Genomic DNA, 19,152 nt, shown 5'->3' with positions numbered 1-19,152 from the left:
CCCGTGCCTGTCACGTCCAGCTGGACGGTACCGGGGGAGCGTCCCGGGCGGGGCGCGTCAGGCGCTCACCGTGACGCAGCTCGGGGTAGAGGTCCAGGAGGAAGACGTACCGGTTGAAGGGGGTGTCCGGGGCCGCCTGCTCGTGGGCCTGCGCCGCCTCACGGCGCACCTGGTCCAACAGCTCCTCGAGCTTGTGGGCCAGGTGCCGGGCCGTGCTCTCCGGCAGCCAGACCGTGCCGTCGGCGTGGAGGACGGGACCCGCCTGTACCTGTTGGGCCTTCATGAGCCCGTCAAGGACCGTCATGTACCGGGGGCGCATGACCTCCGCGAAGGCCTGGACCGCCTCCGGGTCGTCACCCTTGAAGACGATCCCCCTCTCCGGGGCGAGGTACCAGCGGTCGCGGGCCGTGGCCCCCTGCGGCGGCTCGGCGTCGAGGACAAAACCCGCCTTCCGCAGACGACGCACGTGGTAGCTCACGGAGTTCGCGGGGACGTCAAGGCGCTCGGCGAGGTCGGCGGCGCGCAGGGGCCGGCCCTCGTCCCACATCTCGGCCAGGATCCGCAGGCGCAGCGGATGGGACAGGGCCCTCAGGGCCGTGGCGTCGTTGACGTTCGTCATACCTTCAGGATAGGGCCCAGGAACACGCACCACCTCTTGAGCACTACATGTTGCGCAATGGGTGTTGCGCATCTATTCTTGCTCATATGAGCCACACCTCGACCGACCTCCACGACCCCACGGTCTCCCCGGCCAGCCCCTCCGACCCTACCGCTCACGGCGTCGGGCCCGGCCACGCCGACGTGCCGGGTAACCCCGCCTCCCCGCCCGGGGACGACCCCGACCGGCCCCTGTGGCGCAGCCGCGACTACCTCCTGTGGTTCTCCAGCGACGTGGTCGGCGACCTCGGCTCCTCCCTGCGCGCCTTCGCCATGCCGCTCATCGCCTACGCCGTGACCGGCTCCGCCACCCAGGCCGGCCTGGTGGGCACGCTCACCTCCGTCGCCTTCCTCGCGGCCACGGTGCCCGGCGGCGTGCTGGTGGACCGCGTGGACCGCAAGCTCCTCATCCTGGTCGGCCAGCTCCTACGGGCCACCGTCTACACCCTGGCCGCCCTGGCCTGGTGGACGGGCCTGCTGTCCCTGCCCGTGCTGCTGGCCGTGGCCCTGGCCTCGGGGGCCTGCTCGGGGCTGTTCTCCCTGGCCTCGGACGCCGCGATCAAGCACGTGGTCCCACCCGACCAGATGGCCGCGGCGGCGGGAGCCAACCAGGCCCGCACCTCGGTGGTCGACCTGCTCTCCAAGCCCCTGGGCGGCCTGCTCCTGGGCCTGTCCCCGGCCGCCCCCTTCCTGGCGGAGACCACCGGTCACCTCCTGGGGGCCTGCTGTATCCGGGCGGTACACGCCGACATGAGCCCGACCCGGAACGCGCACGCTCCTCAGGACGCGGACGCCACCTCGGGGCAGAGGCCGCCGTCGGCCTGGAGGGCGTACGCGCAGGGGTGGTCCTGGCTGCTGGGGCACCGGGTCGTCCTGGTGCTGGCCGTCTACGGGGCCGTCGGGAGCCTGTCCCTGTCCGGGGTCCTCACCGCGGTCACGCTCGACTGGCGGTCCCGGGGCATGTCCGGCACCACCATCGGCGCCCTTATGGCGGTCCCCAGCGTGGCCATGCTCCTGGGGGCGATGGCCGTGCCGTCCACCACCCGGCGGGTGCGCGGGGGCACGGCCCTTGTGGTCGGCAACGTCCTGGTGTCCGGGTTCATGGTCGCCGCCGCCCTGGTAGCGAACACGACGGCGCGGACGATCCTGCTGGCATGTGCCTGCACCGCCCTGCCGGTGGTGAACTCCGTGGCCTCCGGTCTCGTCATGAGCCTCATCCCCAGCGAGGTCATGGGGCGGCTCGTCAGCGCCGTCCTGCTCATTAACATGGGCCTGCCCGCCCTGGCCCCCTACAGCGCGGGCAGGGGCCTGGACGTACTCGGTGCCCCGACGACGATTATCGCCTTCGCCCTGGTGGGCCTGGCCTCCCTGGCCCTGGTCCTCAGCCGCCGGGAGATCCGTCAGCTCGGCTACCCCGACCAGTGGCAGGCGAGCTGAGACCTAGTCCCGGGCCTGCACGACGCCCGGGCCCCGCCCGACAGCTACCCGCGGGTGGTGGGCCCGTTCCCGGGCGCGCAGGCCCCGACGGTGCCGGCACACGTCGGCACGACGGCGGCGCCGTGGTCCCGGCGCCCTCACCGCCCTTGACGACGGGCCCTCCCACTGGTGGGATACCCCACAGGACCATCCGTCACCACAGCCTGGGAGGAGCCCATGCCCCAGACACCCCCTGTCCCCCCGTCCCCCCGGCTACGCGACTACGTGGCGTGGCACGACGCCTACCGGGACCCCGCCTCGGAGCTGTCGGTACGGCTGCGCCACGTCCAGCAGGTGATCTCCGCGGAGTTCGACGCCCGGCCCGGCACGGTCAGGGTCATGAGCTCCTGCGCCGGGCAGGGGCACGACGTCCTCGGCGTCCTGGCGGCCCGCCCCGAGCTGTACAACCGCGTCCGGGGCACCCTCCTGGAGATCAACCCGGTCAACGCCGCCATCGCCCGCGAGCGCATCACCTCCCTGGGCGTGGACCTGCGCGTGGTGGAGGACGACGCCTCGGTCTCGGACGCCTACGTGGGCGCGGTCCCGGCCGACCTGGTGCTGCTCGTGGGGATCCTGGGCAATGTCTCGGTAGAGGACACCCGGCGGCTCGTGGCCGTCGCCCCGCAGTTCTGCGCCCCGGGCGCCACGCTCGTGTGGACCCGCGGGTCCCAGGAGCCCGACCCCGGGGCGGAGATCCGCCACTGGTTCTCCCGGGCCGGGTTCACGGAGCTCTCCTACGAGGAGGGTATGGAGGGCACGTCCATGCGCATGGGGGTCCACCGGTGGGAGGGGGCCACGCCGCCCCTGCGCCGGGGCGTCAAGCTCTTCACCTTCCTGCGCTAGGACCCGCCCCCACCCGCGAGAACGGTACTTATTCCCCGCGAGAACGGTACTTGTTTGTCGTGAGAACGGTACTTATTGCTCGTGAGAACGGATAGGCCGTTCAGGGCGCCCTCGCAAGCCTGCCTTGACCTGCGAAGACACCTTGGTGCCACGGCCTCTCGCCCCGCTGGCGTCCCCCTTCCCGGCTCACGGGGTTCACGGACGCAAGCGCCTGCTCTGTGCAGGAGGTAGCCGAGCAGACCGGCACCTGCTCCGTACCCGGGGCGTTCCGTAAGGCAGGCCGCTCAGCCCTCCCGGGCCACCAGGGTGTTGGAGGCCTGGGCGCGGGGGCGCACCACCATGGAGTCGATATTGACGTGGGCGGGCCGCTCCAGGGCCCACACAATGCACTCGGCGACGTCCTGGGCCACGAGGGGGCCTGCCACGCCCGCGTAGACGGCGTCGGCCTCGGCCTGGTCCCCGTGGAACCGGTTGAGGCTGAACTCCTCGGTGCGCACCATGCCCGGGGCGATCTCGATGACGCGCACGGGCTCGCCCACGAGCTCCAGGCGCAGGGTGGCCGCCACCACCCTCTCGGCGTGCTTGGCAGCCACGTACCCGGCACCCCCCGGATAGGTGTCGTGGGCGGCGGTGGAGGTGAGGAACAGCAGGTCACCGCCACGCTCGCGCAGGGTGGGCAGGAAGGCCTGGCTCACGCGCAGGGCGGCCAGGGCGTTGCGCTCGTACATGGTGAGCCAGTCCTCCGGCCTGCCCTGCGCCACCGGGTCGAGGCCGATGGCGCCGCCCGCGTTGTTGACGACGGCGTCCACCGGGCCTCCCGCGAGCACCTCGGTGGCAAGGCGGGCGACGTCGGCGGCATCCTGGAGGTCGGCGGCGACCCAGGTGCAGCCGGTCTCCTTAGCCAGGGCTGCCAGGCGGGCGGCGCGGCGGGCGGTGGCGACCACGTCCCAGCCGTGGGCGCGCAGGAGGCGGACGGTGGCGGCGCCAATGCCGGTGGAGGCCCCGGTGACGACGGCGCGGCGGGGCGCGCCCGCAGGGGAGGCGGGCACGGCGGCAGACCCGCCGGGCACCACCGCGGCAGCGGGAGCGTCAGACACAGTGGCAGACCCGTCAGGCGCGCCCCCAGGGGAGGCGGGCACAGCGGGCACACCCGCAGCGGTAGGGGCGGGCACGGTGGTCGTAGTGGCCATAGGAGGAGTCTGCCCCACCTCTTGGCGCACGGCGGCAGGACGACGTGTCGAGGCCATGCGGGAGGACGGCCTGACCAGCGCTTCTTCGCGCGTGGCGCAGGACGACGGCACCCTCCTGGTGCTGCGCCACCAGCAGCCCGAGCAGTGACACACTGCCCCCCATGACCGACTCCACAGGTACCCCTGTCCCCGCCGAGTTCTCCCCCACCGCTGGGATCAGCGCGCCCCAGCACCTTCCCCCCGCCCCGGCCTGGAGTCGGCACGCCATTGTCTGGCAGGTCTTCCCCCTGGGGTTCGTGGGCGCCCCCACCCTGGCCCCGCAGGGGGACCCCGACGACCCGTCCACCCCGGCCGGGGCCCTGGCCGCCGAGCACCGCCTGCTGCGCCTGGTGGACTGGCTGGACTACCTGGTGAGCCTGGGGTGCAACGTCCTGGCCCTGGGGCCGGTCTTCGCCTCCATGTCCCACGGCTACGACACGGTGGACTACTTCCGCATCGACCCCCGCCTGGGTACCAATGAGGACTTTGAGACCCTGGCGCGCCAGGCCCATGCCCGCGGGGTGCGCCTGGTCCTGGACGGCGTCTTCAACCACGTGGGCAAGGACTTCCCCGCCTTCGCCGCCCTGCCCCAGGCGGGGCCGGGGTCGGAGGCCTCGCGCCTGTTCCGCCTGACCTGGCCCGAGGACTGGCAGCCGGGCACCGCCCCGGACTACGAGCGCTTTGAGGGCCAGGAGTGGCTGCCGGCGCTCAACCACGCCGAGCCGGCCGTGGCCGACATGGTCGTCGACGTCATGAAGTTCTGGCTGGAGCGCGGGGCCGACGCCTGGCGGCTGGACGCGGCCTACGCCGTCGACCCCGCCTTCTGGACCCGGGTGCTGCCACGGGTGCGCGAGCACTACCCGGAGGCCTACTTTGTGGGGGAGGTTATCCACGGGGACTACGTGGGTATTACCGCGGCCTCGGGCATGGACTCGGTGACGCAGTACGAGCTGTGGAAGGCCGTCTGGTCCTCGATTGAGTCCCGGAACTTCTACGAGCTGGACTGGGCGCTCCGGCGTCACGCCGAGTTCCTGCGCAGCCTGGTGCCCTGGACCTTCCTGGGCAACCACGACACCACCCGCATCGCCTCCCAGATCTCCGAGCCCGCCCACCTGCCCCACGCGGTCGCGCTGCTGGCCACCCTGCCGGGCCTGCCCGCCATCTACTACGGCGACGAGCAGGGCTACCGGGGGGTCAAGGAGGACCGCCTGGGCGGGGACGACGAGATCCGCCCGCCCTTCCCGGCGACCCCCGCCGACATGTCCGACCTGGGGGCGCCCACGCTGCGCCTCTACCAGGACCTGGTGGGCCTGCGCCGCCGCCTGCCCTGGCTGCACGACGCCGACCTGGCCACCCTTCACCTGGACAACCGCCTCTACTCCCTTGAGCTCACCGGCCGGGCCGGATGGGCTGACGCGGGCGCCTCGGACGGGGGCCCGGGCAGCGTGGTGGTGGTCCTGAGCCTGGAGGAGCACGAGGCCTGGGTGCCCACGGCCGGCCACCACGCGGTGCTCGCCGCCTCCCCCGGCTCGGCCGCGCCCCGCCCCGAGGGCGACGGCGTCGTCCTGCCCGCCCACGCCTGGGCGGTCCTGGGCACCTCCTGACCCACCGCCCGCCCCGGGGGGACGTACAGCACCTGCCGTCCTGGACGCCCGCCCCGGGGCGCCCGGCCAACCTCACCAGGTGAGGGGCCCGGGGCTGCCGCTACCACGCCCGCCCCGGGCGCCCGCGTAAGGAAAAAGGAGGCCCATGGTCCCCGACCGCGCCCACCTCGCCGCCCTCATTGACCACACCCTGCTCACCCCCGAGGCCACGGGTGCGCAGGTGCGTGACCTGGTGGCCGAGGCCGCCGCACTGGGCACCTACTCGGTGTGCGTCAGCCCCAGCCAGCTCCCGCTGACGGTCCCTGCGGGGCTGCGCGTGGTCACGGTCTGCGGCTTCCCCTCGGGCGCCCACCCCGCCGTCGTCAAGGCCGCCGAGGCCGCCGACGCCGTGGCCAAGGGCGCCCAGGAGGTGGACATGGTGGTCAACCTCGGCCTGGTCAGGGAGGGGAGGTGGGGGGACGTCGAGGTGGACGTCCGGGCCGTGCGGGAGGCGTGCGGGCCCGCCGGGCTCAAGGTCATTATTGAGTCCGCCGTCCTGAGCGACGAGGAGATCGTGGCCTGCTGCCGGGCCGCCCAGGCGGCCGGGGCCGACTTCGTCAAGACCTCGACGGGCTTCCACCCCGCGGGCGGCGCCTCCACCCACGCGGTCCGCCTCATGCGCCGCGTCGTGGGCGAGCGCCTGGGGGTCAAGGCCTCCGGCGGCATCCGCACCGCCCAGGCGGCCCTGGCCATGCTCGACGCCGGCGCCTCCCGCCTGGGGCTGTCCGCCTCGGCCGCGGTCCTGGACGGGCTGGCGCAGCTGTCGTCGCGCACCCGCCCGGGCGCCCCCACACCCTGACCCCGCTTCACGGGGATGGACTGCAGGTCGTAGGCGCGCCCCCGTGTCTATTGGCCCCTGATCCCGCTTCACGAGGACGGACTCGCCCAGCGAGGCCTCCGGCGCCCCTGCGCACTGACCCCTCGCGCACTAAGCCCCCTCGCGCACTAAGCCCCTGTGCCCTGAGCCCACCACGCTCTGAGACCCCGCCTGAGACCCACGCCCTGAGAAACCGTGGAGCCCCAGTCGGGGCGGAACCGTACGCCAGCCTGAGCCCCACCTGAGACCCGCCTGAGACCCGCACGCCTTGCGAAACCGTTGGAATGACGCCGGTACCCGGCTGGCGTCCGGGGACACACGCGCAGGCGGCGGGTCCGGGGCCGCGCCCGCGAACCGGCTCGGCACGCGAGATAGCCACCAACCCGTATGTGATACCAACCACAAACAAAGACTGTCCAGGTTTTCGGTTTGCCAAACTTAGGGTACACGAACTTATGATGCCGACCATGCGCACCATTCCCGTCTCGCGCCGGGGCCTGGCCCTGGCCGCCTCCCTGGCCCTGGCCGCCTCCCTGACCGCCTGCGGCTCGGCGACCACCTCCAGCCCCACCGCCAGCGGTACGGGCACCACCGTCAAGGTCGTCGCCTCCACCACCCAGATCTGCGACTACGTCACCCAGCTGGCCTCCGGGGACAGCACCGACAACCTGTCCTTCGACCGCACCGGCGCCGACGGCCAGAGCGCCCACTTCGGCGCCGACACCGCCACGGCCTCCACCCACCTGGAGCTGACCTGCCTGCTGGCCCCCAACGCCTCGGCCCACGAGCACGAGATGACCGCGGCCCAGTCCAAGGCCCTGTCAGAGGCCGACCTCTTCCTGGTGTCCGGGGTGGACCTGGAGCACTTCCTGGACGACGCGGTGAGCTCCACCGGGTTCAAGGGCACCATGGTGGTCACCTCCGGCGTCTACGGCGCCGTCGATGTCGACGACCTGCAGGCCCAGCTCAAGAAGGAGGAGTCCCTGCCCTACAAGGTCGACCGGGGGACCAGCAAGGTCGACGTGGCCGCCTGGCCCTTCCCGCCCGAGGAGGGCCAGAGCGAGCCGGAGTTCCGCTTCGACCCGCACGTGTGGACCTCGCCCAAGAACGCCATCGTCCAGGTCACCAATATCGGCGCGGCCCTGGAGAAGGCGGCGCCCGCCAGCGCCGAGACCTTCCGCGCCCACACCGACGCCTACATCAAGCAGCTCACCGAGCTCGACGAGTGGGCCGCGACGGCCATGAGCTCCGTACCCAAGGACAAGCGCGTCCTGTTCACCAGCCACGACGCCTTCGGCTACTTCTCCAAGGAGTTCGACGTCAAGTTCGAGGGCGCGGCCCTGTCCGACTTCAACGCCCAGGCCGACGCCACCGCCGAGAAGATCCAGGAGACCGCCGACAAGGTCAAGGCCTCCGGCGCCGTGGCCATCTTCGCCGAGAACTCCAACAACCCCAAGTCCGTGGAGAAGGTCGCCGAGGTCGCCGGCGTCAAGGCGGTCATCGGTGACGAGGCCCTCTACGGGGACTCCCTGGGCGAGCCCGGCTCCGACGGCGAGACCTACATCGGCTCCATCCTGCACAATGTCACCAACCTGACCAAGGCCTGGGACGGCACCGTCCCCGCGGTCCCCGAGTCCCTGAGCAAGTGGGCTCCGACCAGCTCGGACGTGAAGTGACCCCGGTCCCCACCACGACCACCGGTCCGGCCGGCCCCTCCAAGGCACCGGCCGGACCGGTCGTGGACCTGCGTGACGCCTCCTTCGCCTACGGCACCACCACCGTCCTGACCGGCGTGACCGGGCAGGTGGGGGCGGGCCAGGCCCTGGCCCTGGTCGGCCCCAACGGCTCAGGCAAGACCACCCTCCTGCGCGCCCTGCTGGGCATGGTGCGGATCCCGTCCGGGCAGGTGCGGGTAGTCGGCGCCGCCCCCGGCCGCGCCCCCCGGGGCTCCCTGGGCTACGTCCCCCAGGTGGCCGACCTGGACCCCACCTTCCCGGTGACCGTGCGCGAGGTGGTCCAGATGGGCATGTACTCCCAGATGCGCCTCTGGCAGCGGGCGGGCTCGGTGCGCGCACGTGCCCAGAGCGCCCTGGAGGCCGTGGGCCTGGCGGACCGGGCCCTGGACCGCTTCGGCGACCTCTCCGGGGGCCAGCAGCAGCGCGTCCTGGTGGCCCGCTGCGTGGCCGCCCGCCCCCGCCTCATCCTGCTCGACGAGCCCTTCAACGGCCTGGACCAGCCCAACCGCGACGCCCTGCTGGACATTGTCGCCACCCTCAAGTCCCAGGGGACCGCCATTGTGGTCTCCACCCACGACCTGGTCCTGGCCAAGGTGGCCTGCGAGCAGGTGGCGCTCCTGGCCGGACGGCAGATCGCCTTCGGGCCGCGCGAGGAGGTCCTCGTCCCCGAGCTCGTCTCCCAGGCCTACGGGGGCTGGGGCGACGACAGCCTCGTGAGGCTGAGCCTGGGCGGGGGCGAGGGCGCATGAGCCTGGTCGGGAGCGTCAGCGCCCTGGTGGAGCAGCTGCGCCTGGCCTGCCTGCACGTCCCGGGGCTGAGCGCCTTCGCGGCCGCCCCCTACCTGTTCCGGCCCCTGCTCATGGTGGTCCTGCTGGGGGTCGTGGCCGGCGTCGTGGGGGTCCTGGTCAACCTGCGCTGCGCCGAGTTCAGCGCCGAGGCGCTGGTCCACGCCGTCTTCCCCGGGATCGTGGCGGGGGCGGTGTACGGCGGCATCAGGTACATTATCCCCACCGCCAGCGCGGTAGCCGTCGTCGCCGCCCTGGTACTGACCCTGGTCTCCCGGCGCGCCGCCCGCCGCTCCGCCTCCGAGGCGGGCACCGCCGTGGTCCTGACCAGCTTCTTCTCCCTGGGCATTATCCTGTCCCTGGCCAAGGGCGACATGTCCGGGCAGCTGGAGGCGCTCATGTTCGGACGGCTGCTGGAGGTCACCGACGAGCGCCTGGCACAGGCCCTCCTGGTGTGCCTGGTGGCCCTGGCGCTGGTGGCCCTGACCTGGAGGGGGCAGGTGGCCTACGCCTTTGACCGGACCGGGGCGCGGGCCAGCGGGCTGCACCTGCTGGGCCTGGACCTGGTGCTCAATATGGCGGTGGCCGCGGTGGTGGTCTCGGCCTCGACGGCGGTGGGGACCCTCATGGTGATCGGCTACCTCGTGGTCCCGGGGGCCACCGGGCGGGTCCTGGCCCGACGGGTGCGCACCATGGTGCTGACGGCGGTGGTCGTGGGCGTGGGCGGCGGCTACCTGGGGATGGCCCTCATGCTGGCCCCCTCCCCGCGCCCCGTCTCCCCCCAGGCCAGTGTGACCCTGTGCATGTGCGCCGTCCTCCTGGTGGCGGTCGCATCCAGTCGGCTACGGACCCGCTGGGTGGGCAGGCGCCGGACCCAGGTGGCAGCAGCCGGGAGGCACGGGGCCGCCACCCAGGACACCACCCAAACCGCCACCCAGGCCGCCAGCCGGGCCGCGGCGGAGAGCCGGGGCGAGCGCCTGGGGACTGACCCCGTGAGCGCGGGAGTAGCGTCATGAGGTCCAGCCCGAGCCTGTCCCTGCTCATGCTGCCGCTGGTCGAGGTCGTGCTCATGGGTCTGCTGGCCGGGCTCGTGGGGGCGGTGGCACTGGTCCACCGGCGTATCTTCTTCACCGAGTCCCTCACCCACGCCACCTTCCCGGGGGCGATCCTGGGCGTGGTGGTCGCCTCCTGGTTCTCCCGGGCGGTCCTGGGGCAGCGGGCGGACTTCGAGCTGCTCAGCGTCATGGTCCTGGTCGGGGCGGCGCTCATGTGCCTGCCCATGACCTGGCTCATGCGCTGGCTCAGCCAGGTCCCGGGCCTGTCCTCGCAGTCCGCGGCCGGGATCGTGCTGACCCTGGGGTTCGCCCTGGGGTACTTCCTGAACTCCTGGTTCAAGCCGCTGCCACTGAAGGTGGACTCCTTCCTGACCGGGTCGGTCCTCAACGTCGGGCTGGTGGACGTGGCCGCGGTGGCGGTGGTGCTGGTCGTGGCGGTGGCGGTCCTGGTGGTGGGAGGCCGGCGCCTGACCTTCTACAGCTTCGACGCCCTGGGCTACCGGGCCAGCGGCCTGTCCGCCACCTGGGCCGAGACGCTCATCCTGGGACTGGTGTGCGCCACGATCGTGGTCCTCATCCCGGCAGTGGGCACGATCCTGCCGATCGCGCTCATAGCGGCCCCCGCGGCCTCACTGGCTCCCAGCACGCGCTCGATCCGCCACCTGATGCTCGGTGCCCCGCTCCTGGGGGCGGCGACGGCGCTGGCCGGGCTGTGGCTGGGGGTCCACCTGAGCCTGTCCGTGGGCGGGGTCATCGCCACCGCCGCCGGGGTGGTCTACCTGCTGTCCGCGGGCGCGCGCTGGTGCGTCCGCCGATCCGCACGTCACTAGGCAGGCGTGCTGTGGCGCCACCGCGCCGCGGCACGCCTTGCCCCTGTGGCCTGGCCCCGTGGCCTGCCGGCCCTCCGGGGCTCAGATCCCCAGCACCCCGCGCAGGTCGGAGCGGATGGCGGCCAGGCGCTCACAGGCCGTGCGCCGGGCGACCTCCACCGGCTCGTCCACCGCCACCGGGACAATGACCTCGCAGTAGCACTTGAGCTTGGGCTCGGTGCCCGAGGGACGGACGATGACGCGGTCGTCGGCCGCGGTGAGCCACTCCAGGGCGTCAGTAGGGGGCAGGGTGCCGCCGTTGGAGTCACAGGCCCCGTCGAGCAGGTCCAGGCAGGACACCACCGGGGAGCCTGCCAGGGCGGCCGGGGACCCGCCGCCGCGCAGCCGGTCCATCATGGCCCGGATCTGGTCAGGGTCCTCGACCCGTACGGCCAGGGGGGCGGTGGCGTGCAGCCCGTGCATACGGGCCAGCTTGTCCAGCAGGTCGGTCACGCTGCGGCCCTGCTGCTTGAGGACGCTGGCCAGCACCGCCAGCCGCACGGCCGCGGAGATCCCGTCCTTGTCCCGCACAGCGTGGGGGTCCACGCAGTAGCCCAGGGCCTCCTCGTAGCCGAAGACGAGGCCCGGAACCCGCGAGATCCACTTGAAGCCGGTGAGGGTCTGACGGTAGTCCAGGCCGTGGGCCTGGGCGATACGCCGCAGGAGGCGGGAGGAGACCACCGAGGACGCCAGCACCCCCGACCCGGTGAAGGCGGCCAGCTCCGCGGCCTGCTCCCCCAGCAGGGCCCCGACCTCGTCACCGGTGAGCTGGCGCCACCCCCCGGTGACGTGCCTGTCCGGCACGGCGGCCGCACAGCGGTCGGCGTCGGGGTCGTTGGCAATGACCAGGTCCGCCCCCACCGTGCGGGCCAGGTCCAGGGCCAGGTCCATGGCCCCGGGCTCCTCGGGGTTGGGGAAGGCCAGGGTCGGGAAGTCGGGGTCGGGCAGCTCCTGCTCGGCCACCGGGACGACGTCGGTGAACCCGGCCCGGGCCAGGGCCTGGCGGCACACCTGGCCGCCCACGCCGTGCATAGAGGTCAGGACGATGGTGAGGGGGGCGCACGCCCCCATGCGCCCGGCGCGCGAGGCGCGCTCCACGTACTCCTGGCGGATCCGCCCGGGCACGCTCTGCCAGCCCCCTCGCGGCATGGGGACGGTGCTCACGTCCCCGACGGCGTTGATCCGCTGGGAGATCCACTCGTCGTAGGGCGGCACGACCTGGGCGCCCTGGCCGGGGCCGCTGACCACGCGCCCGCCCAGGTAGACCTTGTAGCCGTTGTCCTGGGGCGGGTTGTGGGAGGCGGTGACCATGACCCCGGCGTCGGCCTTGAGACGGCGTACCGCGAAGGCGAGCACCGGGGTGGGACAGTGCCCGTCGAAGAGGAGGGCCCGCCCGCCCGCGCCGGTGACCACCGCGGCGGTGTCACGGGCGAACTGGGCCGAGTTGTGCCGCGCGTCGTAGCCGACGACCACCGTGAAGCCCTCCCCCAGGGTCTGGCGGAGGTAGGCGCACAACCCGGCGGCCGCCCGGATGACGGTGACCCGGTTCATGCGGTGCGGCCCGGCTCCGAGGCGCCCGCGCAGCCCGGCGGTGCCAAAGCGCAGGGAGCCGCTGAAGGCCTCCTCCAGGGCGGCCGTGGCCTGGGGCTCCCCGGCCTCGTGGCGGGTCAGGAGACCGGCGAGCTCGGCACAGGTGACCTGGTCGGGATCCTGGACCATCCATGCGCGCGCGGCACGGGAGAGCTCGGCGGCCTGAGCCGTCAGGACGAGGGCTGGGGTCATACGGGCACGGTACCCGGCCCCAAACCCGGTATTCAGGTGTCGTGACGGCCATCATGGGTGGTTCAGGACACAGGTGTACCGGGGTGTCCCGGGTTCGCGCAGGTGCCTGAAACAGCCCTCTCAGGCACCTAGGACCTTAGACCCTTTGTCATGGTGCGCAGGTGCTGGTCCGTCCCCGCTCCCGGGCGGGCCCTCACCGGTTAGGGGCAGGACCCGTCCCCGCCCTCGGACCGTTACCCTGACCGCATGAGCGCCACCGACACCGCCGCACCCGTCCGCCTGCCGGACCTGGCCAGCCCCCCGGCCGACATCGCCCAGGCGCTGGTGGACGTCCCCAGCGTCTCGGGCTCGGAGGGGCCGCTGGCGGACGCCGTCGAGGCCGCCCTGAGGGACCTGGACCACCTGGAGGTGCTGCGTCACGGCAACACGGTGGTGGCCCGCACCCACCTGGGACGCCCTCAGCGCGTGGTGGTGGCCGGGCACCTGGACACCGTGCCCGTCTCGCTGCGGAGCCGCAACGTGCCCGGGCGGCGCGAGGAGCGTGACGGCCAGGAGGTTGTCTGGGGGCGCGGCAGCGTGGACATGAAGGGCGGGGTGGCCGTGGCCCTCCACCTGGCGGCCACTCTGACCCACCCGGGCAAGGACGTCACCTGGGTCCTGTACGACAACGAGGAGGTCGCCGCCCACCTCAACGGCCTGGGACGGGTCCTGGCGACCCACCCCGACTGGCTGGCGGGGGACCTGGCGGTGCTGGGGGAGCCCACGGCGTCCCGGATCGAGGGCGGCTGCAACGGGACCCTGCGCCTGGTCCTGGACGTGCGCGGGGTGACGGCGCACTCGGCCCGGGCCTGGCGGGGGGTCAACGCCGTCCACGCGGCGGCCCCCCTCATCCAGCGCGTCGCCACCGCCCCGGTCCACGAGGTGGAGGTGGAGGGGCTGGTCTTCCGGGAGTCCTTCTCCGTGGTCGGCATCCAGGGCGGTACCGCCGCGAACTCCGTGCCCGACGCCTGCCGCCTGACGGTGAACTACCGCTTCGCCCCGGACCTGACGGCCCTGGAGGCGCTGGAGCGGGCGCTACTGGTCCTGGCCGGGCACGACCCCGGGCCCCGGCCCGGCCGCCTGCCGGGCGGACGCCCGACGGCGCCCGCGGCCCAGGCGCTCCCGGGGCGGACGGGCACGATGCCGGGCACGGTGGAGGTCTCCAGCCCCGCGGCCCGCGCCGTCCTGGACGCCGCCCCGCCCCTGGTGGTAGGCGCCGCCCCGGTGGAGGTGGCCCTGGACGACCTGTGCGAGGGCGCCCGGCCGGGCCTGTCCTGCCCGTCGGCCAGGGAGCTGGTGGGCCTGGTGCGCGACCGCGGCGGCACCGTCGGCCCCAAGTACGGGTGGACCGACGTGGCCCGCTTCTCCGCCATCGGCGTCCCCGCCCTCAACCTGGGCCCGGGCGACCCCATGCTCTGCCACACCGACGACGAGCACTGCCCGGTGCACCAGATCCAGGACGTGGCCGAGATCCTGCGCAGCTGGCTGTCCTGAGCCCCGGAAGGCGGCGGGACACGCCCCGGGGGACACGCCCCGGTGAGGGACCTGACGCGAGCGGGTTTGGGGGCCGCCTGAGGCTGTGACACGATGGGGTGACCGACGCCTCGGCGTCGGAGCCCTGCGCGCCCGCGCACACCTGAGGACGGAGCAGCAATCGTGAGCACGAACGACGACAGCACCCCCGACGAGCCCGACGACGTCGCCCCCACCGACGGCGCCCCCGACCGCGGTTCCTCCACCCCCTCCCAGTCCGACAGCCGGGAGAACCGCGTCCGCTCCGGCTACGTGGGCCAGGGCGGCTCCTCCCGCACCCCTGGTGACCGGGACGCCTCCGGGGACGCCCCGGGGAGCCCGTCGGGGCGGGACGGCGGGCAGGACCCGCACCGACGCCCCGGCCCGGGCGGGGCGGGCCGCGCCCGCCCCGTGCGTGGGCGCACCAGCACCCCGGGCAGGCCCGCACCGGGCCAGGGGCGCGGCGGCGGGCAGGGGGCGGGAACGGCCCGGGACCGCTCCCGCCGTCCCGGTCCCCTGGTCATGACCCTGTCCATCCTGCTGGGGGTGGCCCTCCTCATCGGGGTGCTCTCCCAGACCTGGACCGAGGTCCTGTGGTTCAGCCAGCTGGGCTTCGCCCGCACCGTGTGGACCCGGTGGGGTACCTGTATCGCGCTGTTCCTGGGCGGGTTCCTGATTATGTCGGCGTCGGTCATGGTCGGCATGGTGCGCGCCTACACCACCCGGGAGGTCTTCGCCCCCACCGACGAGGCCTCACGCAACCTGGAGTCCTACCGCGCCACCATCGAGCCCGCACGCAGGCTCCTGACCTGGGGCATCCCCATTGCCCTGGGCCTGATCGGGGGCGCCGGGGACCTGACCCCGCACTGGCGGGAGGTCCTCCTGGCGCTCAACGCCCAGAGCTTCGGGACCGCGGACCCCCAGTTCGGGCTGGACGTCTCCTTCTACGTCTTCATCCTGCCGGCCCTGAGCCTGCTGAACGGCTTCCTCATGCGCGTGGTGATCTTCGCCGGGGTGGCCTCGGTGGTGGTGCACTATCTCTACGGCGGCATCTCGGTGACCCGCAACCCGCACTTCACCCGGGCCGCGCGCCGTCACCTCACCATTGTCCTGGCCCTGTTCTGCCTGCTCACGGCCCTGCGCTACTGGCTGCAGCGCTACGAGTCGCTGTACGCCTCGGACAGCAGCAAGTTCGACGGCGCCTCCTACACCGACGTCAACGCCTCCATCCCCGCCTACGCGATCCTGGCGGCCATCTCCGTGGCCATTGCCGTCATGTTCCTGGCGGCCCTGCGCACCAGCTCCTGGCGCCTGCCGGTGACCGGCGTGGTGGTCATGGTGGTCTCCACCCTCCTGGTGGGGGCCGCCTACCCGGTCGTCGTCCAGAAGTTCGTGGTGGAGCCCAACGCCCAGCGCGAGGAGGCCGCCTACATCGACCGCAATATCAGGGCCACCCGCACCGCCTACGGGCTCGACGACATCCAGGAGACCAGCTACTCGGCCACCACCACCGCCCAGGCGGGCCAGCTCAAGGCGGACGCCGAGTCCACCACCTCCATCCGCCTGCTGGACCCCAACCTGGTCTCCCCCACCTTCCGGCAGCTCCAGCAGAACAAGCAGTACTACTCCTTCGCCCCCACCCTGAACGTGGACCGCTACCAGGTGGACGGCAAGGGCCGTGACACCGTTATCGCGGTGCGCGAGCTCAACCTGGACGGCATCGGCGACAACCGGAGCTGGGTCAACGAGCACACCGTGTACACCCACGGCTACGGCGTCGTGACCGCCTACGGCAACACGGTGGCCTCCGGGGGCTACCCCTCCTTCTGGGAGGGCGGCATCCCCTCCACCGGCGACCTGGGCTCCTACGAGCCCCGCATCTACTTCGGTAAGTCCTCCCCCAGCTACTCCATCGTGGGCGGGGACGACGGCGGCACCCCCCGCGAGCTGGACTACCCCGACGACTCGGCGGACTCCGACCAGGTCAACACCACCTTCACCGGCAACGGCGGCCCCGACGTGGGCAACCCCTTCAACCGCCTCCTGTACGCCGTGAAGTTCCGGGAGATGAACATCCTGTTCTCCCAGGAGGTCCGTGACGGCTCCCAGATCCTCTACGACCGCGACCCCGCCCACCGTGTGGCCAAGGTGGCCCCCTGGCTGACCCTGGACGGCAACCCCTACCCCGCCGTCGTGGACGACGACGACGACCCCGCCACCCCCAAGCGGGTGAAGTGGATCCTGGACGGCTACACCACCTCCAACAGCTACCCCTACTCCCAGCACCAGTCCCTGGAGGACTCCGCCTCCGACGCCACCCACGCCGCGGGCCTCCTGGGCGCCCCCAAGAAGTCCAACTACGTGCGCAACTCGGTCAAGGCGGTGGTGGACGCCTACGACGGCTCGGTGACCCTCTACCAGTGGGACGACCAGGACCCGGTCCTCAAGGCCTGGGAGTCGGTCTTCCCGGGGGCGGTCACCCCCATGAGCCAGATGAGCGCCGACCTCATGGCGCACATGCGCTACCCCGAGGACCTGTTCAAGGTCCAGCGCACCGTCCTGGCCAAGTACCACGTCACCGACCCGGCGGAGTTCTACTCCGAGAGCGACTTCTGGAAGGTCCCCGACGACCCCGCCAAGGACGGCAACAGCCCGCAGGCCCCCTACTACCTGACCCTGAAGATGCCCGACCAGCAGGTAGCCGCCTTCTCCCTGTCCAGCGTCTACATTATCGGCGGCAACACCGACCGCAACGTCCTCACCGGCTTCCTGGCGGTGGACTCCGAGACCTCCCCGGGCACCGGCGTACCCGGGCAGCGCAACCCCGACTACGGCCGGCTGCGCCTCCTGGAGCTGCCACGCTCCCTGTCCATCGCGGGCCCGGGACAGGTGCAGAACACCTTCAACTCCGACCCCACGGCCTCCCAGACCCTCAACCTGCTGAGCCAGCAGGGCTCACAGGTGATCAAGGGCAACCTGCTGACCCTGCCGGTGGGCGGGGGGCTGCTCTACGTCCAGCCGGTGTACGTCCAGTCCTCCACGGGCACGCAGTACCCGCTGCTGCGCAAGGTCCTGGTCTCCTTCGGTGACAAGGTGGGCTTCGCCGACACCCTGCGCGAGGCCCTGGACCAGGTCTTCGGGGGCGACTCGGGGGCCACCACCGGCGAGCAGGTGGTCGACGGCGACGCGGGCGCCGCCAACGGCACCTCCACCACCCCCCAGGACCCCGGGGCCACCCCGGCCAGCCCGACGCCGGGGGCCACCGCCGCCCCGACGTCCCAGCCCAGCGCCTCGACCAGCCCGACGTCGGGCACCGGCGACCCCCAGACGGATCTGAACACCGCCCTGGCTGACGCCAAGTCCGCCATGACCGACGCCGACACGGCCATGAAGGCCGGTGACTGGGCGGCCTACGGCAACGCCCAGAAGCGTCTCACCGACGCCATTAACCGGGCCGTTGACGCCCAGAGCCGCATGGGCTAGGAAGGACCCCGCCGTGAGGGCGTGCCACCTTATGTGGCACGCCCTCACCCTGTGGCCTCATGCCCGCTGCGCGAGCGCCCGTACCCGGCCGCGGCCATGATTGAGACCATGAACCGACGGAAGTCCTACCGCAAGGGCCCCGTGCTGCTGCGCGGCACCCAGATCCCCTCCCAGACCACCGACGAGGGCCTCCTGTCCCCTCACGACGGCACCGACTGGCTCCACGCGGACCCGTGGCGCGTCATGCGTATCCAGGCCGAGTTCGTCGCGGGCTTTGACGCCCTGGCCGAGCTGGGGCCCACCATCAGCGTCTTCGGATCGGCCCGCACCCAGCCCCAGGAGCCCGCCTACGCCCTGGCCGAGCAGATCGGGGCCGGCCTGGCCCGCGCGGGGTACGCGGTCATGACCGGGGGCGGCCCGGGGATGATGGAGGCCGCCAACAAGGGCGCCCACCAAGCCGGGGGCGTGGCCGTGGGCCTGGGGATCGAGCTCCCCCAGGAGCAGGGCATGAACGACTACGTGGACCTGGGCGTGAGCTTCCGCTACTTCTTCGCCCGTAAGACCATGTTCATCAAGTACTCCGACGGGTTCGTGGTCATGCCCGGCGGGTTCGGCACCCTGGACGAGCTCTTCGAGGCGGTCACCCTGGTCCAGACCCGCAAGGTCTCCTCCTTCCCGGTGGTCCTCGTGGACCGCCGGTTCTGGTCGGGGCTGGTGGACTGGCTGCGTACCCACCTGGTGGAGGCGGGCACCATTAGCGCCCAGGACGTCGACCTGCTGCAGGTCGTGGACGACGCGCAGGAGGCCGTCCGGGCCGTGGTGACCGGGGCCCAGCACGTACACGCCTCCATGACCGGAAGGGGGTGAGCGCGGGGAGAACCGGGGCCGGGAGCGGCACGGCCGCGAACCACCCCTTAAGAGCGTGGAATGTACCACTGTCTCCCTGTGAAAACACACCGTATGGCGTAGAATATCTGCGGTCACGCGGTGAGGATCCGCGCCCATGCTAGGAAAGGGGAGCACATGGCCGCCATGAAGCCCAGGACAGGTGACGGGCCTCTTGAGGTCGTCAAGGAAGGACGCTCCATTATTATGCGGGTCCCGCTTGAGGGAGGTGGCCGGCTCGTCGTGGAGATCACCCCTGACGAGATCAAGGAGCTGAGCGCGGCCCTCGCCACCGTCAAGGTCTGATCCGTCCAGGGCTTGGCGCGCTTCCCACGCCGTCG

General features: G+C 72.4%; 16 protein-coding genes. 13 read left to right on the top strand and 3 right to left on the bottom strand.

Features of this window, described 5'->3' with window-relative positions; all coding sequences use genetic code 11:
• Nucleotides 1-10: 10 nt before the first annotated feature.
• On the bottom strand, nucleotides 11-619 hold the full coding sequence (locus tag JJJ15_RS09825) for a helix-turn-helix domain-containing protein (RefSeq protein ID WP_200510612.1): 609 nt from the start codon (nucleotides 617-619) through the stop codon (nucleotides 11-13).
• 86 nt (nucleotides 620-705) lie between these two features.
• Here JJJ15_RS09825 and JJJ15_RS09820 point away from each other — a divergent pair, with 86 nt between their 5' ends.
• Complete coding sequence (locus tag JJJ15_RS09820) at nucleotides 706-2,094, top strand: MFS transporter (RefSeq protein WP_200510611.1); 1,389 nt, start codon at nucleotides 706-708, stop codon at nucleotides 2,092-2,094.
• Nucleotides 2,095-2,310: 216 nt separating this feature from the next.
• Nucleotides 2,311-2,976: a hypothetical protein gene (locus JJJ15_RS09815; protein WP_200510610.1), complete on the top strand. Its 666-nt coding sequence runs from the start codon at nucleotides 2,311-2,313 to the stop codon at nucleotides 2,974-2,976.
• A 284-nt stretch (nucleotides 2,977-3,260) separates the two neighbouring features.
• Here JJJ15_RS09815 and JJJ15_RS09810 read toward each other — a convergent pair whose 3' ends face one another.
• Nucleotides 3,261-4,049, bottom strand: coding sequence for an SDR family NAD(P)-dependent oxidoreductase (locus JJJ15_RS09810; RefSeq protein WP_246742275.1), 789 nt, complete (start codon nucleotides 4,047-4,049; stop codon nucleotides 3,261-3,263).
• Between the two features lie 25 nt (nucleotides 4,050-4,074).
• Here JJJ15_RS09810 and JJJ15_RS12780 point away from each other — a divergent pair, with 25 nt between their 5' ends.
• The 7 genes from JJJ15_RS12780 (at nucleotide 4,075) to JJJ15_RS09780 (ending at nucleotide 11,071) form a co-directional block, all read left to right on the top strand.
• Entirely contained in the window at nucleotides 4,075-4,314 is a 240-nt protein-coding gene (locus JJJ15_RS12780) for a hypothetical protein (RefSeq protein ID WP_210338799.1), read from the top strand.
• A gap of 13 nt (nucleotides 4,315-4,327) precedes the next feature.
• Nucleotides 4,328-5,809, top strand: coding sequence for an alpha-amylase family protein (locus JJJ15_RS09805; RefSeq protein ID WP_200510608.1), 1,482 nt, complete (start codon nucleotides 4,328-4,330; stop codon nucleotides 5,807-5,809).
• A 145-nt stretch (nucleotides 5,810-5,954) separates the two neighbouring features.
• Nucleotides 5,955-6,647 carry a deoxyribose-phosphate aldolase gene (gene deoC / locus JJJ15_RS09800; protein WP_200510607.1) on the top strand — a complete coding sequence of 231 codons (693 nt, stop codon included), beginning with the start codon at nucleotides 5,955-5,957 and terminating at the stop codon, nucleotides 6,645-6,647.
• Between the two features lie 485 nt (nucleotides 6,648-7,132).
• On the top strand, nucleotides 7,133-8,341 hold the full coding sequence (locus tag JJJ15_RS09795) for a metal ABC transporter substrate-binding protein (protein ID WP_200510606.1): 1,209 nt from the start codon (nucleotides 7,133-7,135) through the stop codon (nucleotides 8,339-8,341).
• Nucleotides 8,338-9,150 carry a metal ABC transporter ATP-binding protein gene (locus tag JJJ15_RS09790; RefSeq protein ID WP_200510605.1) on the top strand — a complete coding sequence of 271 codons (813 nt, stop codon included), beginning with the start codon at nucleotides 8,338-8,340 and terminating at the stop codon, nucleotides 9,148-9,150. Before JJJ15_RS09795 ends, JJJ15_RS09790 begins: the two co-directional genes overlap by 4 nt.
• Nucleotides 9,147-10,202, top strand: a complete 1,056-nt coding sequence (locus tag JJJ15_RS09785) for a metal ABC transporter permease (RefSeq protein WP_200510604.1) — start codon at nucleotides 9,147-9,149, stop codon at nucleotides 10,200-10,202. The genes JJJ15_RS09790 and JJJ15_RS09785 overlap by 4 nt, the downstream gene beginning before the upstream one ends.
• Nucleotides 10,199-11,071: a metal ABC transporter permease gene (locus JJJ15_RS09780; RefSeq protein WP_106110476.1), complete on the top strand. Its 873-nt coding sequence runs from the start codon at nucleotides 10,199-10,201 to the stop codon at nucleotides 11,069-11,071. Before JJJ15_RS09785 ends, JJJ15_RS09780 begins: the two co-directional genes overlap by 4 nt.
• Before the next feature lie 81 nt (nucleotides 11,072-11,152).
• On the opposite strand, the gene JJJ15_RS09775 is transcribed toward JJJ15_RS09780, so the two are convergent.
• Entirely contained in the window at nucleotides 11,153-12,892 is a 1,740-nt protein-coding gene (locus JJJ15_RS09775) for a phospho-sugar mutase (RefSeq protein ID WP_200510603.1), read from the bottom strand.
• A gap of 246 nt (nucleotides 12,893-13,138) precedes the next feature.
• On the opposite strand from JJJ15_RS09775, the gene dapE reads away from it, so the two are divergent.
• From dapE to JJJ15_RS09755, 4 genes are all read left to right on the top strand, one after another.
• On the top strand, nucleotides 13,139-14,425 hold the full coding sequence (gene dapE, locus JJJ15_RS09770) for a succinyl-diaminopimelate desuccinylase (protein WP_106110853.1): 1,287 nt from the start codon (nucleotides 13,139-13,141) through the stop codon (nucleotides 14,423-14,425).
• Nucleotides 14,426-14,965: 540 nt separating this feature from the next.
• A complete protein-coding gene (locus JJJ15_RS09765; RefSeq protein ID WP_200512032.1) occupies nucleotides 14,966-17,926 on the top strand; it encodes a UPF0182 family protein in 2,961 nt (986 codons plus the stop codon).
• 108 nt (nucleotides 17,927-18,034) lie between these two features.
• A complete protein-coding gene (locus JJJ15_RS09760) occupies nucleotides 18,035-18,793 on the top strand; it encodes a TIGR00730 family Rossman fold protein (RefSeq protein ID WP_200510602.1) in 759 nt (252 codons plus the stop codon).
• A gap of 156 nt (nucleotides 18,794-18,949) precedes the next feature.
• Entirely contained in the window at nucleotides 18,950-19,117 is a 168-nt protein-coding gene (locus JJJ15_RS09755; protein WP_106110473.1) for a DUF3117 domain-containing protein, read from the top strand.
• The last annotated feature ends 35 nt before the right edge of the window (nucleotides 19,118-19,152 follow it).

Source organism: Actinomyces sp. HMT897 (assembly GCF_016626125.1).
Taxonomy (GTDB): Bacteria; Actinomycetota; Actinomycetes; order Actinomycetales; family Actinomycetaceae; genus Actinomyces.
Note: the sequence above shows the minus strand (reverse complement) of the source record. Positions and strands in the feature narration are given on the sequence as shown.